Here is a 17,344-nt window from a genome sequence, read left to right on the forward strand (position 1 = left end):
GTGGGTCCAATTTGGATCAACTGGTTCAGTGGCGTTGGCCTGAACCCGCGGGTCCCGCAGGAGGGCCTCATCCCGCAGAACACACCGCCGCAAAAACAAACAGGCGGGTCCAACATGGGAGAAGAAGATGATTTCCAAGATCGTGAAATCGGGGCTGACCCGGAGGACGTTCCTTCATTCGACGGCGGCTGCCGCGATGAGCGCCGGGCTGCCGGGCACGTCACTGGCGGCGGGCAGCACCATCAAGATCGGCTTTCTGGCGCCTTTGACCGGCGCGGTGGCGGCCTGGGGCAAGCCCGGGCTGGACGGCTGCGAGATCTGGGCCGAGAGGGTGAATGCCGCGGGCGGCATCAAGCTGGGCGATGGCAGCCACAATGTCGAGTTCGTGGCCTATGATAACGAATACGACCCGGCCAAGGCGCGCACCGGCGCCACCAAGCTGATCCGCGAAGACGGTGTCAGCTTCATCATGATGCTGGGCGGCGACACCTGGCCAGGGGTGCAGCCGGTGGCGGACAAGACCGGCATGCTGTTTTCAACCCTGCTGCCGTCGGACCTGTCGCCGGATACAAATACGCTGATTGCGCCGGCCGAGGTGCATCCGATCTACAATGTGACCGGCGTGGAGTGGCTGGCCGAGAACAGGCCGGAACTGAAAACCGCGGTGATGTGCGCGCAGGACGACGCGCTGGGGCTGCCCTCGGTCGCGACCTATTTGGCGGCCTTTGAGGCAGCGGGTATCGAGATGCTGGACGCGCCGCTGCTGTTTGACCCGGCGACCACGGATTTTGCACCGGTTGTGACCCGGCTGATCAGCAAGAACCCGGATATCGTCTGTCTGGACACCTGCTACAGCGACTATGTGCACCCGATTGCCGAGCAGCTGTTCCAGCAGGGGTTCAAGGGGCAGATCATCTCCTGCACAGCGGATTTCTATGACCAGATGATCGCCAAGACCTCGGAAGAGTTCATGGAGGGCTTTGTCTTCCAGTTCCCGGATTTCGACGATCCGGCGCTGAACGGCGATAACATCAATTTCACCGATCCCAATGGTTTCTATGCCGAGTTCAATAAGCGGCACCCGGGCCAATGGGGCGCGGTGAGCTGGGAATATGCCTCGATCATGGATCTGTGGAAGGCGGCGGCCGAGAAAGCCGGATCGGCCAGCCCGGATGCGGTGGCCGCGGCAATGAAAGAGGGCAAGGGCAAGCACGCCTTTGGCGATGCCGACTGGTGGGGTACCGAGCTGTTTGGCATCGACAATGCGCTGGTCGGCGACTGGCCGGTGGTGGCGATCGAGGGCGGCAAGGCCACGATCAAGGAGTTCCGCTCGATCCCGGACTGGTACGCCAAGCATGGCGACCTGCTGGTCAAGCATATGCAAGCCTATGACCAGATGTGGGATCAGCGCAGCTGACCTTTCAGGCAGGCAATCAGGCGGTGCGGGGCAAGTTTCCGCGCCGCGGGACCGACTGAAAAAAGAGACAATCCAATGCTGGACCTTCTGGCGCAGACCGGCCTCAACGCCGTGTATGCTGCGAGCTATATTTCCCTTGTTGCTGTGGGGCTTGTGCTGATTTTCGGTGTCATGGGGGTGATCAACTTTGCCCATGGCGAACTGTTCATGGCGGGCGCCTATGCGATTGTGGCGCTGTATGCCGGGCTAAATGTGCCGTTCTTTCTGGCCGTGGCGGCGGGGCTCCTGTTTGTCGGCTGCCTGGGCCTGCTGATGGAGAGGGCGCTGTTCCGGCCGTTGAAGGACAACCCCTTGGGCGGCCTGGTGGCTTCGATCGGGTTCCTGATGATCCTGCAGGCGCTGGCGGTGATGGGATTTGGCGTGCGGATGGTGCATATCCCGCCGGTCACGCAGGAGGTGATTGCGTTCTCCGAGAAAGTACGGCTGCCGGTGGCGCGGCTTTATGTGATCATCGCCGCCATCGTGCTTCTGTCGGCGCTTTGGTACTTTTTGAAACGCACCAAATTCGGCTGGGCTTTGCGCGCCTCGGCGCAGGACCCGGAGGCTGCGGCGCTGCAGGGGATATCAATCACCCAAACCGCGCGGATTGCCATGTTCATCGGTGCGGGTCTGGCTGGGATTGCCGGGGCCCTGACCGCGCCGCTGGTCTCGGTCAACCCGCATATGGGCCATTCGGTGATTGTCACCGCCTTTATCGTCATCATCGTCGGCGGGGTCGGCTCGCTGGAGGGCGCCATCGTCGCCTCGGTTGCCTATGCGCTGGTGCATACATTTGTGACCACCTTCTGGGACGGCGTGCTGGCCGACATCGTCGGGCTGTCGCTGATGCTGCTGGTGCTGATCGTGAAGCCGACTGGATTGTTTGGGAGTGCGGACCGTGCCTAAGTTCCTGATTTGGATCGCGGCGCTGGCCGCGCTGATCGCCCTGCCGCATGGGCTCAGCTTCTCGCAGCAGGAAATCCTGGTGTTCCTGACCATCAATGTGCTGCTGGTAGCGAGCTACCGGCTGCTGACGCTGACCGGCGAGTGGTCGCTGGGGCATGTGGTGATCATGGGGGTGGGGGCTTATAGCTCGGCTCTGCTGACCAAGAAGCTGGGTGTTTACGTGCCGGTGTCAATGCTGCTGGGCGGGGTCTTTGCCGCATTGATTGCGGTGCTGCTGTCCTTCCCGCTGTTCCGGATGAAGGGGTTCTATTTTCTGATCGGCTCTTTTGCCGCCGGCGAAATCATCCGCCTGCTGTGGAAGCGGTTCCGCGATCCCTTTGGCGGCGCGAAGGGGATCAAGGGGATCGACCCGATGCCGGATTTCTCGGTTGGCTTCTATCAGTTCGATTTCTTCGAGCCGACCTCCTACTACTACTTTGCAGGCGTTGTTGTGGCGGTTTGCCTGTGGATCCTGTGGCGGATCGAGAAGTCGCCGGTTGGCCTCACCTTCCATGCGGTGCATTGGCAGGACAAGCTGGCGCAGGCCTCGGGGGTGAATGTGCGGGCCTACCGGACGCTGGCCTTTGCCATTGCCTCGGGCTTTGCCGGCATTTCCGGCGCGCTGCTGGCGCATTACGTGGGCACCATCAATCCCAACGCCTTTGACATCGACCTGATGGTCTTCGTGCTGACCTGGGCAATTGTCGGCGGCACCGCGACCTTTTATGGGCCGATCCTGGGCTGTGTGGTGCTGACCGTCATCAACGAGGTTGTGCTGCGCGAGCTGGGGCTCGAGCAGATGCGGCCGCTGATCTATGGCGCCATCATGATCCTGTCGATCCTGTTCCTGCCCAATGGGTTGGAAAGCATCGTGCAGAAATTCACTCAAAGACGTGCCTCGAACGGCGCGCCGGAACGGAGCCCGGCAGAATGACCGATTTTCTCGAAGTCAAAGACCTGACCATGCGGTTTGGCGGCCTGGTGGCAGTAGACAGCCTGTCGTTCAAGGTGGCGCATGGCTCGATCCATGGTCTGATAGGTCCGAACGGAGCGGGCAAGACCACAACGTTCAACATGATCTCAGGCTTTTACACGCCGACCTCGGGGCAGGTGCTGCTGCGGGGCGAGGATATATCCGGCCTGCAGATGCATGAGGTGGCCCGGCGCGGAGTTGTGCGGACGTTCCAGCATTCCACTCTGTTTGCCGAACTGACCGTGCTGGAGAATGCGCTGGTCGGCACCCATATGCCGTTCCGCCCCAACATCTTTGCCGCGATCATCGGCTGGGACAAGGAGGACCGCAGCGGCGCCGAGGCGCGTGCCAAGGAAGCATTGGAGTTCTTTGGCCTGGATCACGTGATGCACGAGCGGGCGGGTGATCTGTCCCATGGGCATCAGCGGGCACTGGGCATGGCGGTGGCTTATGCCAGCCACCCGGATGTGGTCCTGCTGGACGAGCCGTTCACCGGTATGAACCCGGAAGAGACGCGGCAGATGATGGATCTGATGGAGCGGCTTAAGGCCGACGGGATCACCATCCTGATCGTCGAGCATGACATGCAGGCGATCATGGGGCTGTGCGACAACATCACCTGCATGAGTTTTGGCAAATTCCTGGCTGAAGGCGGCCCGCATGAGATCCGCAACCATCCGGCGGTGATCGAGGCTTACCTGGGAGGCGCGCGCCATGTTGCTTGAGATGAAGAACATCGCCGTCAACTACGGCAAGATCAACGCAATCCGGAACATCTCGGTTGCGGTGCCGGAGGGCAAGATCGTCACCATCATCGGCGGCAACGGCGCGGGCAAGACCACTACGCTGCGGGCGATGTCGGGGATGCTGCCGATCACTGCGGGCGAAATCACCTTCGAGGGCAAGCGGATCGACCATCTGCCCGCGTATAAGGTGGTGGCCAACGGTATCGCCCATGTGCCGGAAGGGCGGCGGATTTTCCCCGACATGACGGTCGAGGAAAACCTGCGCACCGGGGCGTTTCTGCGCAAGGACAAGGACGCGGTGGAGGAGGACCTGGAAGATGTCTTCACCCGCTTCCCGCGGCTGCGCGAACGGCGCACCCAGATGGCCAAGACGATGTCGGGCGGCGAACAGCAGATGCTGGCCATCGGCCGCGCGCTGATGTCCAAGCCGCGGCTTCTCTTGATGGATGAACCCTCGATGGGGCTGGCGCCGGTGATTGTCGAGGAAATCGCCCAGATCGTTGAGGAGATCAACGCCAACGGGCTGTCGGTCGTCTTGGTCGAGCAGAATGCCGAGCTGGCGCTGGAACTGGCTGACTACGCCTATGTCCTGGAAACCGGAAATGCAGCAATGGAGGGACCTGCAGATGAGCTTCACGGAAACGAACACGTCCGCGCCGCGTATCTGGGGCTTTAAGCGGGACACGGAAATGAAGGTGGCGCGCGCGGCTGGCTGGTCCCGCGCCGACCTGATCTGGGAGCGGTTGATGGAGCGGGCGCTGGCAGAGGCTGCGGCGGGGCATGTACGAAAGGCGATGCGCCTGTTCCGGCTGGCTGGCCTGCTGGCGCGGATTGCCTTTCCTGGCGCAGACTTGCGGCAGGCCACAGCCCCCGCCAATCTGGCGGTGCTGGCGTTCCGCTCGGGGGCGCTGGAGGAGGCTGAGAAGCTGCAAGCCCGCGCGTTGCGGGTTTGGAGCGGCGCCTCGGAGCAAGTGGCGGAGATGTTTATCGCTCCGCGCAGCCGCTCGTCGCTGTTTCATTTGCGTATGGAGGCGCTGCACCGGGAAACCTACCACGGCAATCTCAAAATCAGGATCGGTGCGATTGCTTCTGAAACGGAAGAGACCCTGCGCAGCCTGACGTCCGGCTGGCCCGTGGGCCACCGTCATGCCAGCCGGTGGCGCGGCGAGAAGCCGGTGGTGTTTGATGGCACCCGCAAGGTGCTCGGGGCCTGTCTGCTGCTGCTGGATGACTGAGACGCTGCGTTTTGCGGCAGCTGGTGCAGGCCCGGGGTCCTCGGCCCCGGGTTTCAATGTTCCGGGCTGGAGCGGCGGGGCAACAATTTTCTTTCCTGTGACGGTGAGGGCTTGGGAAAAACTGGTAATGGCAGTAAAATAATTTTCGCGTGGTTTCTTGCGGCCGTAAAAGTTTTTGCGTAATCCCCGCTGCGCGCTTGTCAGAGGCTGTCCATAAGGAAGATAACACAGTGGCAAAACCCAAAGACGATACCGACGCAGTGGCCAACAATCTTTCGCAAGATCCGCATCGAGTCCGGGATGGCTCGGAAAAAGTTCTGGAAGTGGCCATCGGCCGCGAGGTCCGCTCGTTCCGGCGTCAGCAGGGGATTACAGTGGCGGACCTGGCCAATCTGACCGGATTGTCGATCGGGATGCTCTCGAAGATCGAGAACGGCAACACCTCGCCGTCGCTGACAACGCTGCAGCTGCTGGCCAATGCTTTGAGCGTGCCGATCACGTCTTTCTTCCGCCGGTTTGAGGAAACCCGCGAGGCGGTGCATACCAGGTCGGGCGAGGGGGTGGAGACTGAGCGCGCAGGCACGCGGGCCGGGCATCAGTACCAGCTGCTGGGGCACCTGGGCGCGAATGCGTCGGGCGTTGTTGTCGAACCCTATATGATTACCCTGACCGAAGAGTCGGATGTCTTTCCGACCTTCCAGCATGACGGCATCGAGATGCTTTACATGCTGGAAGGCGAGGTCGACTACCGGCATGGCGACAAGGTGTTTTCCCTGAAGGCCGGGGATACGCTGTTTTTTGACGCTGATGCGCCGCATGGGCCCGAAGGGCTGGTGAAGCTGCCTGCACGCTATCTGTCGATCATCTCATATCCGCAGTCGAGCTGAGATATGGCGGGAAGCTCCCGCCTGCTTGAAGAACATCTGAAGATGTCCTTGCGCAGTTGGGCGTAGCGCCGCGCGGTGCGCGGCGCGGTCGTGTATTGCCTTAAGCTTGCTATCTGCCGCCTGCAGCGCGCGAAGCGCGCTGCCCGGCCCAACGCTGCACAGGGGGCAGGCGCAGCCAGCCGTCTGATGCAGGGGCGGGAGCACCCCCCCCTATAGGTAAAAAAGAAACTGCCGGAGCGCGAAGCAACGGCAGTCAGTAAGGCGGGCCTAAGTGACAGGGGGTAGGGACGGCCCGCCAGGTCCGCTCGGGATCAATCGTCGGGCCAGATACCGTCCGAGGTCGGGCTGCCGTCGTCATATTGCGAGAGCCACTCCACCATCAGCGGGCGGTTGTCGATGAAGCCCTTGTAGGTGGCCAGTTCCTCGGGCAGGTCGCGGATCACCCGGTGCAGGCGGCGGCCCCATTTCGGCACTGTCACTAGATCGTTGAAGCTGATCAGGTAGCAGCGGATCGGGAACACCAGCGCGTTGGAGCGCGGCAGGCGGAAGAAGGTCTGCAGCTCGACCCGCAGGTGCTGCTTCTCGCCGATGTTCTCCATCGTCAGGCCCTGCTTCATCACACCCCATTTGTGGTAGTTCTCGGGCGAGGTATCCAGCAGCGGGTTGACCGTCATGGTCCAGTTCAGGCGGCGGGCCGGCTGGCCCTGCTGGATGTTCAGCAGGAACTTCAGCGCGCGCACAAAGATGCCCATTTCATGCGCTTTAGGCACTGGCGCGTGCCATTCAAAGAAGTTCATGCCGATGTCGAAGTCCAGCGACCAGTCGGCCTGGGTGGTGACCATGCCGGCATCCATCCACAGGTTGTCGTCACGCTGGTCCAGCACCGCGAAATCGCCCTGGGTCTGGCGGGTGATGTATTCCATCGGCCCGTAGGGCAGGGTGCTTTCATCGAGGAAGGTGAAGGTGTCGTCGATGCCCAGCGGCTTGTTGATCCAGCGCCAGCGGTTGCCGTCCTTGTGCAGTTCAAACAGGTCCGGGTACTCGCGCGCCTTGGCTTCCATGATCAGTTCGACCAGATCCCAGCCGGCCAGCGTCATATGCGGAAGCGACTGGCAGCGCAGCGGGTCGTTGGCCAGGACGCGTGCCCGGTCTTTCATTTCCGCGACATAGTGCTCGTCCACGTCGAAGGTGCGTTCAAACACCGAGCCGGGCCGGTAGGATGTGTGCGGCTCCATGTTCACCGAGTACATGTAGCTGTCTTCGTGGAACGGGAAGGGGAAGCGTTTGATCGCCCAGTCCGAGTTCTTGAAGGTGAAGTCGCCGTGGAAGGTTTCGTCGTTGAATTGGATCGTCATATCTGTCTCCCTCAGCGGTCCAGGACCAGGGTTTTGCCTTCAAAGCGTGAAACGCAGGGCATGATGTGCTTGCCGCCTGCCTTCTGCTCGTCGGTCAGCCAGTGGTCGTAGTGCAGGAATTTGCCGTCGTAGCCGATGACGTTGGTCTCGCACTGTCCGCAGGCGCCGCCGCGGCAAAGGTAGGGGGCGTCGATGCCCGCCGCTTCCAGGGCTTCCAGCAGCGACTGATGCTCGCCGACCTGTACCACCTTGTTGGAAACAGCGCATTTCACTTCGAACGGCTTGCCGGAAGCAGGCGCCAGGAATTCCTCGGAATGCACGGCCTCGCGCGGCCAGCCCATGTCCTCCGACGTGCCATGCACCCATTCAATCATGCCTTTGGGGCCGCAGACATAGACATGCGTGCCAAGCGGCTGGGTGGCAAGCAGGGTGCTGAGGTCGATCGCTTCGCCCTGGTCATCGTGATAGATGTTCACCTTGCCCGGATACTTCGCCTCCAGGTCCTCGGCGTAGGTGCCGAGCGAGGCGTTGCGGACCGAATAGTGCAGCTCAAACTGGCCGCCCATCATCGAGAGCTGGTGCATCTGGGCGATAAACGGCGTGATGCCGATGCCGCCGGCCAGCATCAGGTGCTTCTTGGCGCGCAGGTCCAGCGAAAACAGGTTCACCGGATTGGAGATCACCATCTCCATGCCCTCTTTTACCTGGGAATGCATGAATTTGGAGCCGCCGCGGCCTTCATCGTCGCGGCGCACCGAGATCATGTAGGCGCCGCGGTCAGCCGGGTCGGACATCAGCGAATAGGCATTCAGGCGGGTGATATCGCCGTCCTGCATTTCCACCACGGTATGGGCGCCGCCCGAGAACGTGGGCAGGTCGCCGCCGCCGGTGCGGACGAATTTGAACCGGGTGACGAGATCGTTGATCGGTTTGACCTCAGCCACGGTGACATTCAGTTTTGCGGTGCCAGCACTCATTTGAACAGCTCCACTTTCTCGGGGATATTGCCCGGATCTTCGGCATCCACCCGCACGCCCTGGAAGGCGGCGAGGCGGCGCGAATAGTGATCGCGCACGAACAGGCTGAGGCCGCAATGGCTGCATTCAAACGGGTCGGTGGTGACGTCCTCGGTGATGCCCTTGCAGTGCACGCATTGCATGCGCCGCGCGGTGGAGCCGCGGTGCTCGGTCTGAATCGCGGTATGGGGGATGCCGGCGGCGGTGGCCTCGGCCATGGCCTGGCCCATCAGGCTTTCGGTGCCGGTCAGATAGACTTGGGTGCCCATGTGGCAGTCCAGAAGGGCGCGGCGGATGCGGCTTTGCGCGGCCTCATAGGAAGGGCCCGCGTAATACTGGCCTGCGCCCAGCTCTTCCAGCTGACTGCTGTATTTTCTGCCGGTGTCCTTGGGGATGTAGATGATATGGGCTTTGGCCCAGAACGCCGCGTCGGCGGATTTGGCCAGATCAAGGATCGCCTCGGCGCCTTCGGCGTCGGCAATCATCAGGTGGCCGCTGCCGGCGCGGGCTTCAAGCTCGCCGTAGACGGGGCGGCTTTTGATGGAAGGGGGGAATACGGTCTTAGACATGTGGGTCGCTTTTCCTGCAGTCCGGGTGAACGAAAGCGGGCGCCTCCGGGATGGAGACGCCCGGGATCCGGATCAGCCCTTTGCGGTGCGGATCGATTTGTCCTTGTCGTAGAAGGGCATCTCTTCGGCGGTGGCGGCGATTTCGGTGCCGTCGCTGTTGCGGACGGTCAGCTCGGTGCCCGGCTTGGCGCAGGCCACCGGCATCCGCGCGATGCCCACGTTGTGCTTGTTCACGTCGGAGTACATGCCGTAGGTGACCACGCCGACCTTTTCGCCGTTTTGCAGCAGGTCCGCGCCTTCATCCGCCGGGGTGGTGCCCTCCAGCATGACGCCGTAGATCTTGAACCGCTCCTTGCCTTCGGCAGCATAGTGGTTCTCGGCACCGATGAAGCCGGTTTTGCCCGGGGAGACGGTGAACTCGAGGCCCAGCTCCCACAGCGTGTCGCCGCAGGTCTCATCGTCGAACGGATAGGTCTCGGAGTTGTCGCCCGGGTAGAACAGCAGGTAGCTTTCGGTGCGCAGCAGGTCGAGGGTGGAGAACTGCACCGGCACGATGCCCATGTCCTTGCCCTTGTCCAGGATGCTGTCCCAGACGTGTACTGCATCTTTGGCCTGGCAGAAGATCTCATAACCGCGCTCGCCGGTATAACCGGTGCGCGAGATCATTACCGGGCAGCCGAACAGCTTGGTCTGGATGATGCCGAAGTAAGCCAGATCGCGGATGCCGGGCACGTATTCAGCCAGGAAATCTACTGCAACCGGCCCCTGCAGCGACATATCGTGCAGGTTGTCGTCGAAGATCACCGAGCAGTTCTTGCCGGCTGCAACCGTGTTCAACTGCTCCATACCGGTGCCGGTGCCATGCACAACCATCCAGCTGTTCACTGACAGGCGGTAGATGATGCAGTCGTCCACGAACTTGCCCTGGTCATTCAGGATCGAGGCATAGGTGGAGCGGCCCGGCATGATCTTTTCGACGTTGCGGGTGGTGACCCGGTCGATGACCTGCGCGGCGTGCTCGCCCACGACGTGGACTTTCTTCAGGCCGGAAACATCCATCAGGCCTGCTTTGGTGCGGATCGCCTCATAGTCGGCTTTGGCGCGCTCCGGGGTGTGGTCATAGAACCAGGCGGTTCCCATACCGTTCCAATCTTCCAGCTCGCCGCCGATTTCCCTGTGGCGCTGCGCCAGTGCTGAAGTCCGCCAGATGATGGCCATTTTGCGTTTCTCCCTATTGGTGCGGACCAAAATTCTTGATTTGGTTCCATTGGTCTGGTCCAGTTAGCCAAGAGAGGGGGCTGGATGTCAATGATTATTCCTAACAGGAAAAATATTTCGCTTAAAATGCCGATTTCGAACGGGTTTGCGGCATGAATTGGCCTGAAACGGTCTTTCTTGGCTGTTTTCTTCTGGTTGCGACAGCTGCGGATCAACCCGTTTCGGCTGAGAATCAGGCGCGGAGGTGCCGGAGATTCGCGTGATTCCGTCGCAAAACCGCAGCTCTGTCATGGGTTTGACGCTGACGAGCCCGGGCCGCTGTCGTCTGGAACCGGTTCAAGCCAAAGCGGGCTAAGTCCTTGGATGTTCGTGGCTTACCAGGCTTCAAAAGCGACAAAATACACATGCAGATGCGGCGGAAGTTTCCCTGCAAGTGAACAAATTTTCACATGAAGATTGACAGCTCAGCCCCCGGGGAACCAATAATAAAGGAAAATAATATTCCCAAGAGGCAAAAAATGCCCGGGAACACTGCCAACAGGAGGGCAAAACATTGGATGGAAATCTGAACGCGTTAACAACGGTGTTCACCGAGTTCTACTACTGGGTGACCGTTGTCTTCATGTTCCTCATTCACGTGGGGTTCTGCATGTATGAGGTCGGCGCCAGCCGCCACCGCAACCACATGCACACACTTATGAAAAACATCATGATCATTCCGCTGGTCACGGTGACTTTCTTCTTCTTCGGATGGTGGATCTACTGGGCGTTCCCCAGCTTCCCCTTCTTCGGAGGCCTGAACCATGACGCCGGCGCGGCGAATCTGCCGTGGTCGCAGAACATGGGCACCAACCTTTCCGACCGGATCACCGGTGTGTTCTGGGCGGCGTTCCTGCTGTTTTCCTGGACTGCCGCCTCGATCGTGTCGGGTGCGGTGATCGAGCGCATCCGCTCGTCCGCCCTGTGGGTGCACGCGGTGATGATCGGCTCGGTGTTCTGGATCATCGACGCGGCCTGGGGCTGGCATGCCGAAGGCTGGATGGTGAAATACCTGGGCTACCACGATGCTTATGCGTCCGGCGTGATCCACGCGATTGCCGGCGGTTATGCGCTGGGTGTGATCATGGTGCTGGGTCCGCGCCTGGGCAAGTTTGCCGCTGACGGCACTCCGCGCGATATCCCGCCGCATAACCCCTGGATGCTGACCATCGGGATCTTCCTGATCTACTCGGGCTTCTGGGGCTTCTACGCCGCCTGCAACATCCCGGCGATCTCGCCCGAAGGAATCGGCGGTCTGATAACCGGCGAAACCTGGACGGCCACCAACATCTATCTGGCGCCCACCTCGCTGTCCGCGATCACCTTCAACTTCCTGATGTCGCTGTCCGGCGGTCTGATGGCAGCCTATGTGGTGTCCAAGGGCGATGCGTTCTGGACCTTCTCCGGCGGTCTGGCGGGCATCATCACCGCGTCCGCGGGCAACGATCTGTATCACCCGATCCAGGCGATGCTGGTTGGCGCAGTTGGCGTCGTGATCGTCTACAAGCTGCACTACTGGGTCGAGCGCACGTTCAAGATCGACGATGCGGTTGGTGCGGTTGCTGTGCACGGCTACTCCGGCATCGTGGGCCTGATCATCGCCGGCTTCCTGCTGTGGGGCGCACCGAGCTCGCCGTATGAAGGCTATGCTGCTGTGAACCCGGTTGGCCAGACCATCGGTGCGGTGATCATGTTCTTCGTGCTCGGCTTCCTGCCTGCCTTTGTGATCTCCAAGCTGCAGGCTGCTGCCGGCGTGCTGCGGATCCCGGAGGAGGTTGAACTGCAAGGCCTCGATTACGCTGAACACCATGCCTACGAAGACGCCAAGGCCGAAATCATTGCTGCGGACAAGGCAGCTGTGAACGGCAGCGGCGTCCCGGCTGAATAAGGAGAATTGGAATGTCTACGATCGGATACGACAGCTGGGCTGTGGATCTGGCAGAAGTTGGGGCGGTCTACCCCTTCCAAGGATCAGAAGGAATCATGGTTGTCCTGGGGGTGGTCTTCTGGATTGCCTGGCACAGGATCCAGTTTGTCCGCGAGGGTGAGCATTTGGAGAAGGCCAAGCATATGGGGGACAAGGAGAAAATAAACTCCTTGCTCGAAAAATACTGACCCGGATCTAACCAGAGGCGCGCCGGACGGCGCGCCTTTTCTTTCCTTCAGGGGAAAATAAGTTTCATAAGAGTTGAACGGCAGATCGCAAACTGCTAGCCTTGATTCGAGATGAAAAGCAGGAGGCACACCCATGTGCGGGATTGTCGGTCTTTTTCTGAAAGACAAATCACTAGAGCCAAAACTGGGCGATATGCTCACCGATATGCTCATCACCATGACGGACCGCGGTCCTGACAGTGCGGGCATTGCAATCTACGGATCCGAAGCGGACGGGCGCACCAAGCTGACCGTTCAGTCGGATGCGCCGGAGGAGGCCTTTGACGGGCTGGACGGCGCCCTGGCCGAAGCGCTGAGCAGCGATGTGTCGATCCGGGTGATCGATACCCATGCGGTGCTGGACGTGGCCGCGGGCAAGGCTGAAGAGGCGCGCAGCGCGCTGGCCGAACTGCGCCCCGGCATGCGTGTCATGAGCGCAGGCGACACCATTGAGATCTACAAGGAAGTGGGTCTGCCCGAGAAAGTCGCCGAGCGTTTCGACGTGCGCGGCATGAGCGGCACCCACGGCATCGGCCACACCCGTATGGCCACCGAATCCGCCGTGACCACCGAGGGCGCACACCCGTTCTCGACCGGCTCGGACCAGTGCCTGGTGCACAATGGTTCGCTGTCCAACCACAACTCGCTGCGCCGCAAGCTGCGCCGCGACGGGGTGCGGATCGAAAGCCAGAACGACACCGAAGTCGGCGCGGCCTACCTGACCTGGAAGATGCAGAACGGCGCTACCCTGGGCGAGGCGCTGGAAGGCACCCTGGAAGACCTGGACGGCTTCTTCAACTTCGTGGTGGGCACCAAGGACGGCTTTGGCGTGGTCCGCGACCCGATCGCCTGCAAGCCGGCCGTGATGGCGGAAACCGACCAGTATGTGGCCTTCGGTTCCGAATACCGCGCGCTGGTGAACCTGCCGGGCATCGAAGACGCCAAGGTCTGGGAGCCCGAACCCGCAACCGTTTACTTCTGGAACCACTAAGATGCAGACATACGATCTTGAAGCAAATGGCCTGCGCGGTCTGAATTCGACCCTGCAGGAGCAGAATGGCGGTACCAACAAGACCGCCTGGGAAGTCGTGAACCCCAAAGGCAGCCATGCGATCGCCGTGGGCCTGGACTCGCCGATTGACGTGACCGTCAAAGGCTCCACCGGCTACTACTGCGCCGGCATGAACCAGCAGGCGACTGTGCGCGTCGAAGGCTCGGTTGGCCCGGGTGTGGCGGAAAACATGATGTCCGGCCAGGTGATTGTCGAAGGCGACGCCAGCCAGTACGCCGGTGCCACCGGCCACGGCGGCCTGCTGGTCATCAAGGGCAATGCCTCCTCGCGCTGCGGCATCTCGATGAAGGGCATCGACATCGTCGTGCACGGCAACATCGGCCACATGTGCGCCTTCATGGCGCAGGCGGGCAACCTGGTTGTCTGCGGCGATGCCGGCGATGCGCTGGGCGACAGCTGCTACGAGGCGCGCCTGTTCGTGCGCGGCTCGGTTAAAAGCCTCGGCGCAGACTGCATCGAGAAAGAGATGCGGCCTGAGCACATCGAGATCCTCAAGGATCTGCTGGAACGTGCAGGCTCCGACGCCAAGCCGGAAGAGTTCAAGCGCTACGGCTCGGCCCGCCAGCTTTACAACTTCGACGTCGACAACGCGCAAGCGTACTAAGGACAGGATCAAAAGGCATGGATAACAAGAACATCCCCCGTACCGAGCCGATCCAGTCGGCGACTTTCACCAACCCGATCAACGCGGAAATCCGCCGCGCGGCTGCCACCGGGATCTACGATATCCGCGGCGGCGGCGCCAAGCGCCGGGTCCCGCACTTCGATGACCTGCTGTTCCTCGGCGCCTCGGTCTCACGCTACCCACTGGAAGGCTACCGCGAGAAATGCGAGACCAAGGTGACCCTTGGCACCCGTTTCGCCAAAAAGCCGATTGAGCTGGACATCCCGGTCACCATCGCCGGCATGAGCTTTGGCGCACTGTCGGGTCCTGCAAAAGAGGCCCTGGGCCGCGGTGCATCCGCAGCCGGCACCTCGACCACCACCGGTGACGGCGGCATGACCCCGGAAGAGCGCGGCCACTCCTCGAAACTGGTCTACCAGTACCTTCCGTCCCGTTACGGCATGAACCCGGATGACCTGCGTAAAGCGGACGCCATCGAAGTTGTGGTCGGCCAGGGCGCCAAGCCCGGCGGCGGCGGCATGCTGCTTGGCCAGAAGATCTCGGACCGGGTTGCAGAGATGCGCTGCCTGCCGAAAGGCATCGACCAGCGCTCCGCCTGCCGCCACCCGGACTGGACCGGCCCGGATGACTTGGAAATCAAGATCCTGGAGCTGCGCGAAATCACCGATTGGCAGGTGCCGATCTATGTGAAGGTGGGCGGCACCCGTCCCTATTACGACACCGCCCTGGCGGTGAAGGCCGGCGCCGACGTTGTGGTTCTGGACGGTATGCAGGGCGGCACCGCCGCAACCCAGGATGTGTTCATCGAGCATGTCGGCCTGCCGACCCTGGCCTGTATCCGCCCGGCTGTGCAGGCGCTGCAGGATCTGGGCGTGCACCGTGAAGTGCAGCTGATCGTCTCCGGCGGCATCCGCACCGGTGCGGACGTGGCCAAGGCAATGGCGCTGGGCGCTGACGCTGTGGCCATCGGCACCGCGGCACTGATTGCGCTGGGCGACAACGACCCGAAATGGGAGAGCGAGTACCAGAAGCTGGGCACCACTACGGGCGCCTATGACGACTGGCACGAAGGTCTGGACCCGGCGGGCATCACCACCCAGGACGCCGAGCTGATGAAGCGCGTCGATCCGGTCGATGCCGGCCGCCGCCTGCGCAACTACCTCAAGGTGATGACCCTGGAAGCCCAGACCATTGCCCGCGCCTGCGGTCACAACCACCTGCACAACCTCGAGCCCGAGGACCTGTGCGCCCTGACCATGGAGGCCGCCGCCATGGCGCGCGTGCCGCTGGCCGGCACCGACTGGTACCCGGGCAAGGCAGGGTTCTGAAGTTAAGCAGGGCGCGGCCGGCAACGGTCCGCGCCCATTTTCGAAATACGTTCAACAGGGAAAGGAAGTAGGACCATGACGACAGATCTGGCTGCTTTCGCAAAAGAAAAAGGCGTTAAGTACTTCATGATCTCCTTCACCGACTTGTTCGGTGGCCAGCGCGCCAAACTGGTGCCGGCGCAGGCGATCGCGGATATGCAGGAAGACGGGGCCGGCTTTGCCGGTTTTGCCACCTGGCTTGACCTCACCCCGGCGCACCCGGACATGCTGGCGGTGCCGGATCCCTCTTCGGTGATCCAGCTGCCGTGGAAGCCGGAGGTCGCCTGGGTGGCGGCTGACTGCGTCATGGAGGGCGAAGACGTGGCCCAGGCGCCGCGCAACGTGCTGCGCCGCCTGATCAAGGAGGCCGCGGACGAAGGCCTGCATGTGAAGACCGGCATCGAAGCCGAATTCTTCCTGCTGACCCCGGATGGGGAGGAAATCTCCGACCCCTTCGATACCGCCGAGAAGCCTTGCTATGACCAGCAGGCGGTGATGCGCCGCTATGACGTGGTGCGCGAGATCTGCGACTACATGCTGGAACTGGGCTGGGGCCCGTATCAGAACGACCATGAGGACGCCAACGGCCAGTTTGAGATGAACTGGGAGTTCGACGACGCGCTGTCCACTGCTGACAAGCACAGCTTCTTCAAGTTCATGACCAAATCGGTGGCGGAAAAGCATGGCTACCGCGCAACCTTCATGCCGAAGCCGGTCGAGGGCCTCACCGGTAACGGCTGCCACGCCCATATCTCGGTCTGGGACGCGCCGGGCGCCGACTCCCGCAACAACGTCTTTGCGGCTGACAAAGGCGAAGGCCAGATTGCCGAGCTGGGCCTGTCAGAGCAGGGCGGCTGGTTCCTGGGCGGCATCATGAAGCACGCCTCGGCCCTGGCGGCGATCACCAATCCGACGGTGAACTCCTACAAGCGCATCAACGCGCCGCGCACCATGTCTGGCGCGACCTGGGCGCCGAACACCGTGACCTGGACCGGCAACAACCGCACCCACATGGTGCGCGTGCCCGGCCCCGGCCGGTTCGAGCTGCGCCTGCCTGACGGTGCGGTGAACCCCTACCTGCTGCAGGCGGTGATCATCGCCGCGGGCCTCTCCGGTGTCCGCTCCAAGGCCGACCCCGGCCCGCGCCACGACATCGACATGTACGCCGAAGGCCACACCATCACCGATGCGCCGAAACTGCCGCTCAACATGCTGGATGCGCTGCGCTTCTACGACAAGGACGATGGTTTGAAGGCAATGATGGGCGAGGAATTCTCGGCCGCGTACCTCAAAATGAAGCAGCAGGAGTGGAACTCCTTCGTGAACCATTTCTCCCGCTGGGAGAAAGAGAACACGCTGGATATCTGAGCCCTGCCTCTGATTCCCCCTGTTCAGCCCCCGTGCTGAACTTCGCACGGCCCGGGCATCGCCCGGGCCTCTTTTGTTTGCGGCAGGCTTTGCCGCATATGCGCCGTCTTCACCCGGGGTGAAATTCCGCCTGTTTCCGATCCGCGGCAGAAACAGCAAAATCCCCCTGTTTTTCAGGGAAAACCGCGCAAGAATGTGTTGACGTGCAGGAAAATTATTTAATTAATAGGAATATATCTTGCCTCGCGGGGATCATCAGCAGCGGGGCGTGACGCGGAAGTTATGGCAACAGGGAGAGGGCCATGAGCTACAAGAGTGA

The 17,344-nt window shown here is 61.7% G+C and carries 17 protein-coding genes; 13 read left to right on the forward strand and 4 right to left on the reverse strand.

The window, feature by feature from the left end; translation table 11 throughout:
• The first annotated feature begins 127 nt into the window (after positions 1 to 127).
• From RA20_RS21885 to RA20_RS21915, 7 genes are all read left to right on the forward strand, one after another.
• Positions 128 to 1,417, forward strand: coding sequence for an ABC transporter substrate-binding protein (locus tag RA20_RS21885; protein WP_039133879.1), 1,290 nt, complete (start codon positions 128 to 130; stop codon positions 1,415 to 1,417).
• Positions 1,418 to 1,492: 75 nt separating this feature from the next.
• Positions 1,493 to 2,362, forward strand: coding sequence for a branched-chain amino acid ABC transporter permease (locus RA20_RS21890; protein WP_039133882.1), 870 nt, complete (start codon positions 1,493 to 1,495; stop codon positions 2,360 to 2,362).
• Positions 2,355 to 3,335 (forward strand): branched-chain amino acid ABC transporter permease, encoded by a 981-nt coding sequence (locus RA20_RS21895; RefSeq protein ID WP_152618586.1) that lies wholly within the window; start codon positions 2,355 to 2,357, stop codon positions 3,333 to 3,335. The genes RA20_RS21890 and RA20_RS21895 overlap by 8 nt, the downstream gene beginning before the upstream one ends.
• Positions 3,332 to 4,099: an ABC transporter ATP-binding protein gene (locus RA20_RS21900; RefSeq protein WP_039133888.1), complete on the forward strand. Its 768-nt coding sequence runs from the start codon at positions 3,332 to 3,334 to the stop codon at positions 4,097 to 4,099. The genes RA20_RS21895 and RA20_RS21900 overlap by 4 nt, the downstream gene beginning before the upstream one ends.
• Complete coding sequence (locus RA20_RS21905; RefSeq protein ID WP_039133891.1) at positions 4,089 to 4,796, forward strand: ABC transporter ATP-binding protein; 708 nt, start codon at positions 4,089 to 4,091, stop codon at positions 4,794 to 4,796. Before RA20_RS21900 ends, RA20_RS21905 begins: the two co-directional genes overlap by 11 nt.
• 13 nt (positions 4,797 to 4,809) lie before the next feature.
• Positions 4,810 to 5,355, forward strand: a complete 546-nt coding sequence (locus tag RA20_RS21910) for a tetratricopeptide repeat-containing protein (RefSeq protein ID WP_241482313.1) — start codon at positions 4,810 to 4,812, stop codon at positions 5,353 to 5,355.
• 230 nt (positions 5,356 to 5,585) lie between these two features.
• Entirely contained in the window at positions 5,586 to 6,242 is a 657-nt protein-coding gene (locus RA20_RS21915) for a helix-turn-helix domain-containing protein (protein ID WP_052249126.1), read from the forward strand.
• 311 nt (positions 6,243 to 6,553) lie between these two features.
• On the opposite strand, the gene RA20_RS21920 is transcribed toward RA20_RS21915, so the two are convergent.
• The 4 genes from RA20_RS21920 to RA20_RS21935 all read right to left on the reverse strand — a co-directional run bounded on the left by RA20_RS21920 (position 6,554) and on the right by RA20_RS21935 (position 10,400).
• Positions 6,554 to 7,597, reverse strand: coding sequence for a heme-dependent oxidative N-demethylase family protein (locus tag RA20_RS21920; protein WP_039133896.1), 1,044 nt, complete (start codon positions 7,595 to 7,597; stop codon positions 6,554 to 6,556).
• 11 nt (positions 7,598 to 7,608) lie between these two features.
• Positions 7,609 to 8,574, reverse strand: coding sequence for a PDR/VanB family oxidoreductase (locus RA20_RS21925; RefSeq protein WP_039133899.1), 966 nt, complete (start codon positions 8,572 to 8,574; stop codon positions 7,609 to 7,611).
• Complete coding sequence (locus RA20_RS21930; protein ID WP_039133903.1) at positions 8,571 to 9,182, reverse strand: dimethylamine monooxygenase subunit DmmA family protein; 612 nt, start codon at positions 9,180 to 9,182, stop codon at positions 8,571 to 8,573. The genes RA20_RS21925 and RA20_RS21930 overlap by 4 nt, the downstream gene beginning before the upstream one ends.
• A 72-nt stretch (positions 9,183 to 9,254) precedes the next feature.
• Positions 9,255 to 10,400: an aminomethyltransferase family protein gene (locus RA20_RS21935; RefSeq protein WP_039133906.1), complete on the reverse strand. Its 1,146-nt coding sequence runs from the start codon at positions 10,398 to 10,400 to the stop codon at positions 9,255 to 9,257.
• A gap of 553 nt (positions 10,401 to 10,953) precedes the next feature.
• Between RA20_RS21935 and RA20_RS21940 the strand changes: the two genes are divergently transcribed.
• The 6 genes from RA20_RS21940 (at position 10,954) to glnT (ending at position 17,025) form a co-directional block, all read left to right on the forward strand.
• Positions 10,954 to 12,327: an ammonium transporter gene (locus RA20_RS21940; RefSeq protein WP_039133909.1), complete on the forward strand. Its 1,374-nt coding sequence runs from the start codon at positions 10,954 to 10,956 to the stop codon at positions 12,325 to 12,327.
• An 11-nt stretch (positions 12,328 to 12,338) separates the two neighbouring features.
• Complete coding sequence (locus RA20_RS21945; RefSeq protein ID WP_039133911.1) at positions 12,339 to 12,554, forward strand: hypothetical protein; 216 nt, start codon at positions 12,339 to 12,341, stop codon at positions 12,552 to 12,554.
• Positions 12,555 to 12,687: 133 nt separating this feature from the next.
• On the forward strand, positions 12,688 to 13,584 hold the full coding sequence (locus tag RA20_RS21950; protein WP_039133913.1) for a class II glutamine amidotransferase: 897 nt from the start codon (positions 12,688 to 12,690) through the stop codon (positions 13,582 to 13,584).
• A gap of 1 nt (position 13,585) precedes the next feature.
• The gene (locus tag RA20_RS21955) at positions 13,586 to 14,269 is read left to right on the forward strand and encodes a GltB/FmdC/FwdC-like GXGXG domain-containing protein (RefSeq protein WP_039133917.1); all 684 of its coding nucleotides are present in this window, start codon (positions 13,586 to 13,588) and stop codon (positions 14,267 to 14,269) included.
• A gap of 17 nt (positions 14,270 to 14,286) precedes the next feature.
• A complete protein-coding gene (locus RA20_RS21960; protein WP_039133919.1) occupies positions 14,287 to 15,618 on the forward strand; it encodes an FMN-binding glutamate synthase family protein in 1,332 nt (443 codons plus the stop codon).
• A gap of 75 nt (positions 15,619 to 15,693) precedes the next feature.
• Entirely contained in the window at positions 15,694 to 17,025 is a 1,332-nt protein-coding gene (gene glnT, locus RA20_RS21965) for a type III glutamate--ammonia ligase (protein ID WP_039133922.1), read from the forward strand.
• Positions 17,026 to 17,344 lie beyond the last annotated feature (319 nt).

The organism is Leisingera sp. ANG-Vp, from assembly GCF_000813725.1.
Taxonomy (GTDB): domain Bacteria; phylum Pseudomonadota; class Alphaproteobacteria; order Rhodobacterales; family Rhodobacteraceae; genus Leisingera.

Excerpts from the sequence above, each read along its gene's own strand:
- RA20_RS21885 (WP_039133879.1), top strand. The coding sequence starts at position 128 with ATGATTTCCAAGATCGTGAAATCGGGGCTGACCCGGAGGACGTTCCTT.
- RA20_RS21890 (WP_039133882.1), top strand. The coding sequence starts at position 1,493 with ATGCTGGACCTTCTGGCGCAGACCGGCCTCAACGCCGTGTATGCTGCG.
- RA20_RS21900 (WP_039133888.1), top strand. The coding sequence starts at position 3,332 with ATGACCGATTTTCTCGAAGTCAAAGACCTGACCATGCGGTTTGGCGGC.
- RA20_RS21905 (WP_039133891.1), top strand. The coding sequence starts at position 4,089 with ATGTTGCTTGAGATGAAGAACATCGCCGTCAACTACGGCAAGATCAAC.
- RA20_RS21910 (WP_241482313.1), top strand. The coding sequence starts at position 4,810 with ATGAAGGTGGCGCGCGCGGCTGGCTGGTCCCGCGCCGACCTGATCTGG.
- RA20_RS21920 (WP_039133896.1), bottom strand. The coding sequence starts at position 7,597 with ATGACGATCCAATTCAACGACGAAACCTTCCACGGCGACTTCACCTTC.
- RA20_RS21925 (WP_039133899.1), bottom strand. The coding sequence starts at position 8,574 with ATGAGTGCTGGCACCGCAAAACTGAATGTCACCGTGGCTGAGGTCAAA.
- RA20_RS21930 (WP_039133903.1), bottom strand. The coding sequence starts at position 9,182 with ATGTCTAAGACCGTATTCCCCCCTTCCATCAAAAGCCGCCCCGTCTAC.
- RA20_RS21935 (WP_039133906.1), bottom strand. The coding sequence starts at position 10,400 with ATGGCCATCATCTGGCGGACTTCAGCACTGGCGCAGCGCCACAGGGAA.
- RA20_RS21945 (WP_039133911.1), top strand. The coding sequence starts at position 12,339 with ATGTCTACGATCGGATACGACAGCTGGGCTGTGGATCTGGCAGAAGTT.
- RA20_RS21950 (WP_039133913.1), top strand. The coding sequence starts at position 12,688 with ATGTGCGGGATTGTCGGTCTTTTTCTGAAAGACAAATCACTAGAGCCA.
- RA20_RS21955 (WP_039133917.1), top strand. The coding sequence starts at position 13,586 with ATGCAGACATACGATCTTGAAGCAAATGGCCTGCGCGGTCTGAATTCG.
- RA20_RS21960 (WP_039133919.1), top strand. The coding sequence starts at position 14,287 with ATGGATAACAAGAACATCCCCCGTACCGAGCCGATCCAGTCGGCGACT.
- glnT (WP_039133922.1), top strand. The coding sequence starts at position 15,694 with ATGACGACAGATCTGGCTGCTTTCGCAAAAGAAAAAGGCGTTAAGTAC.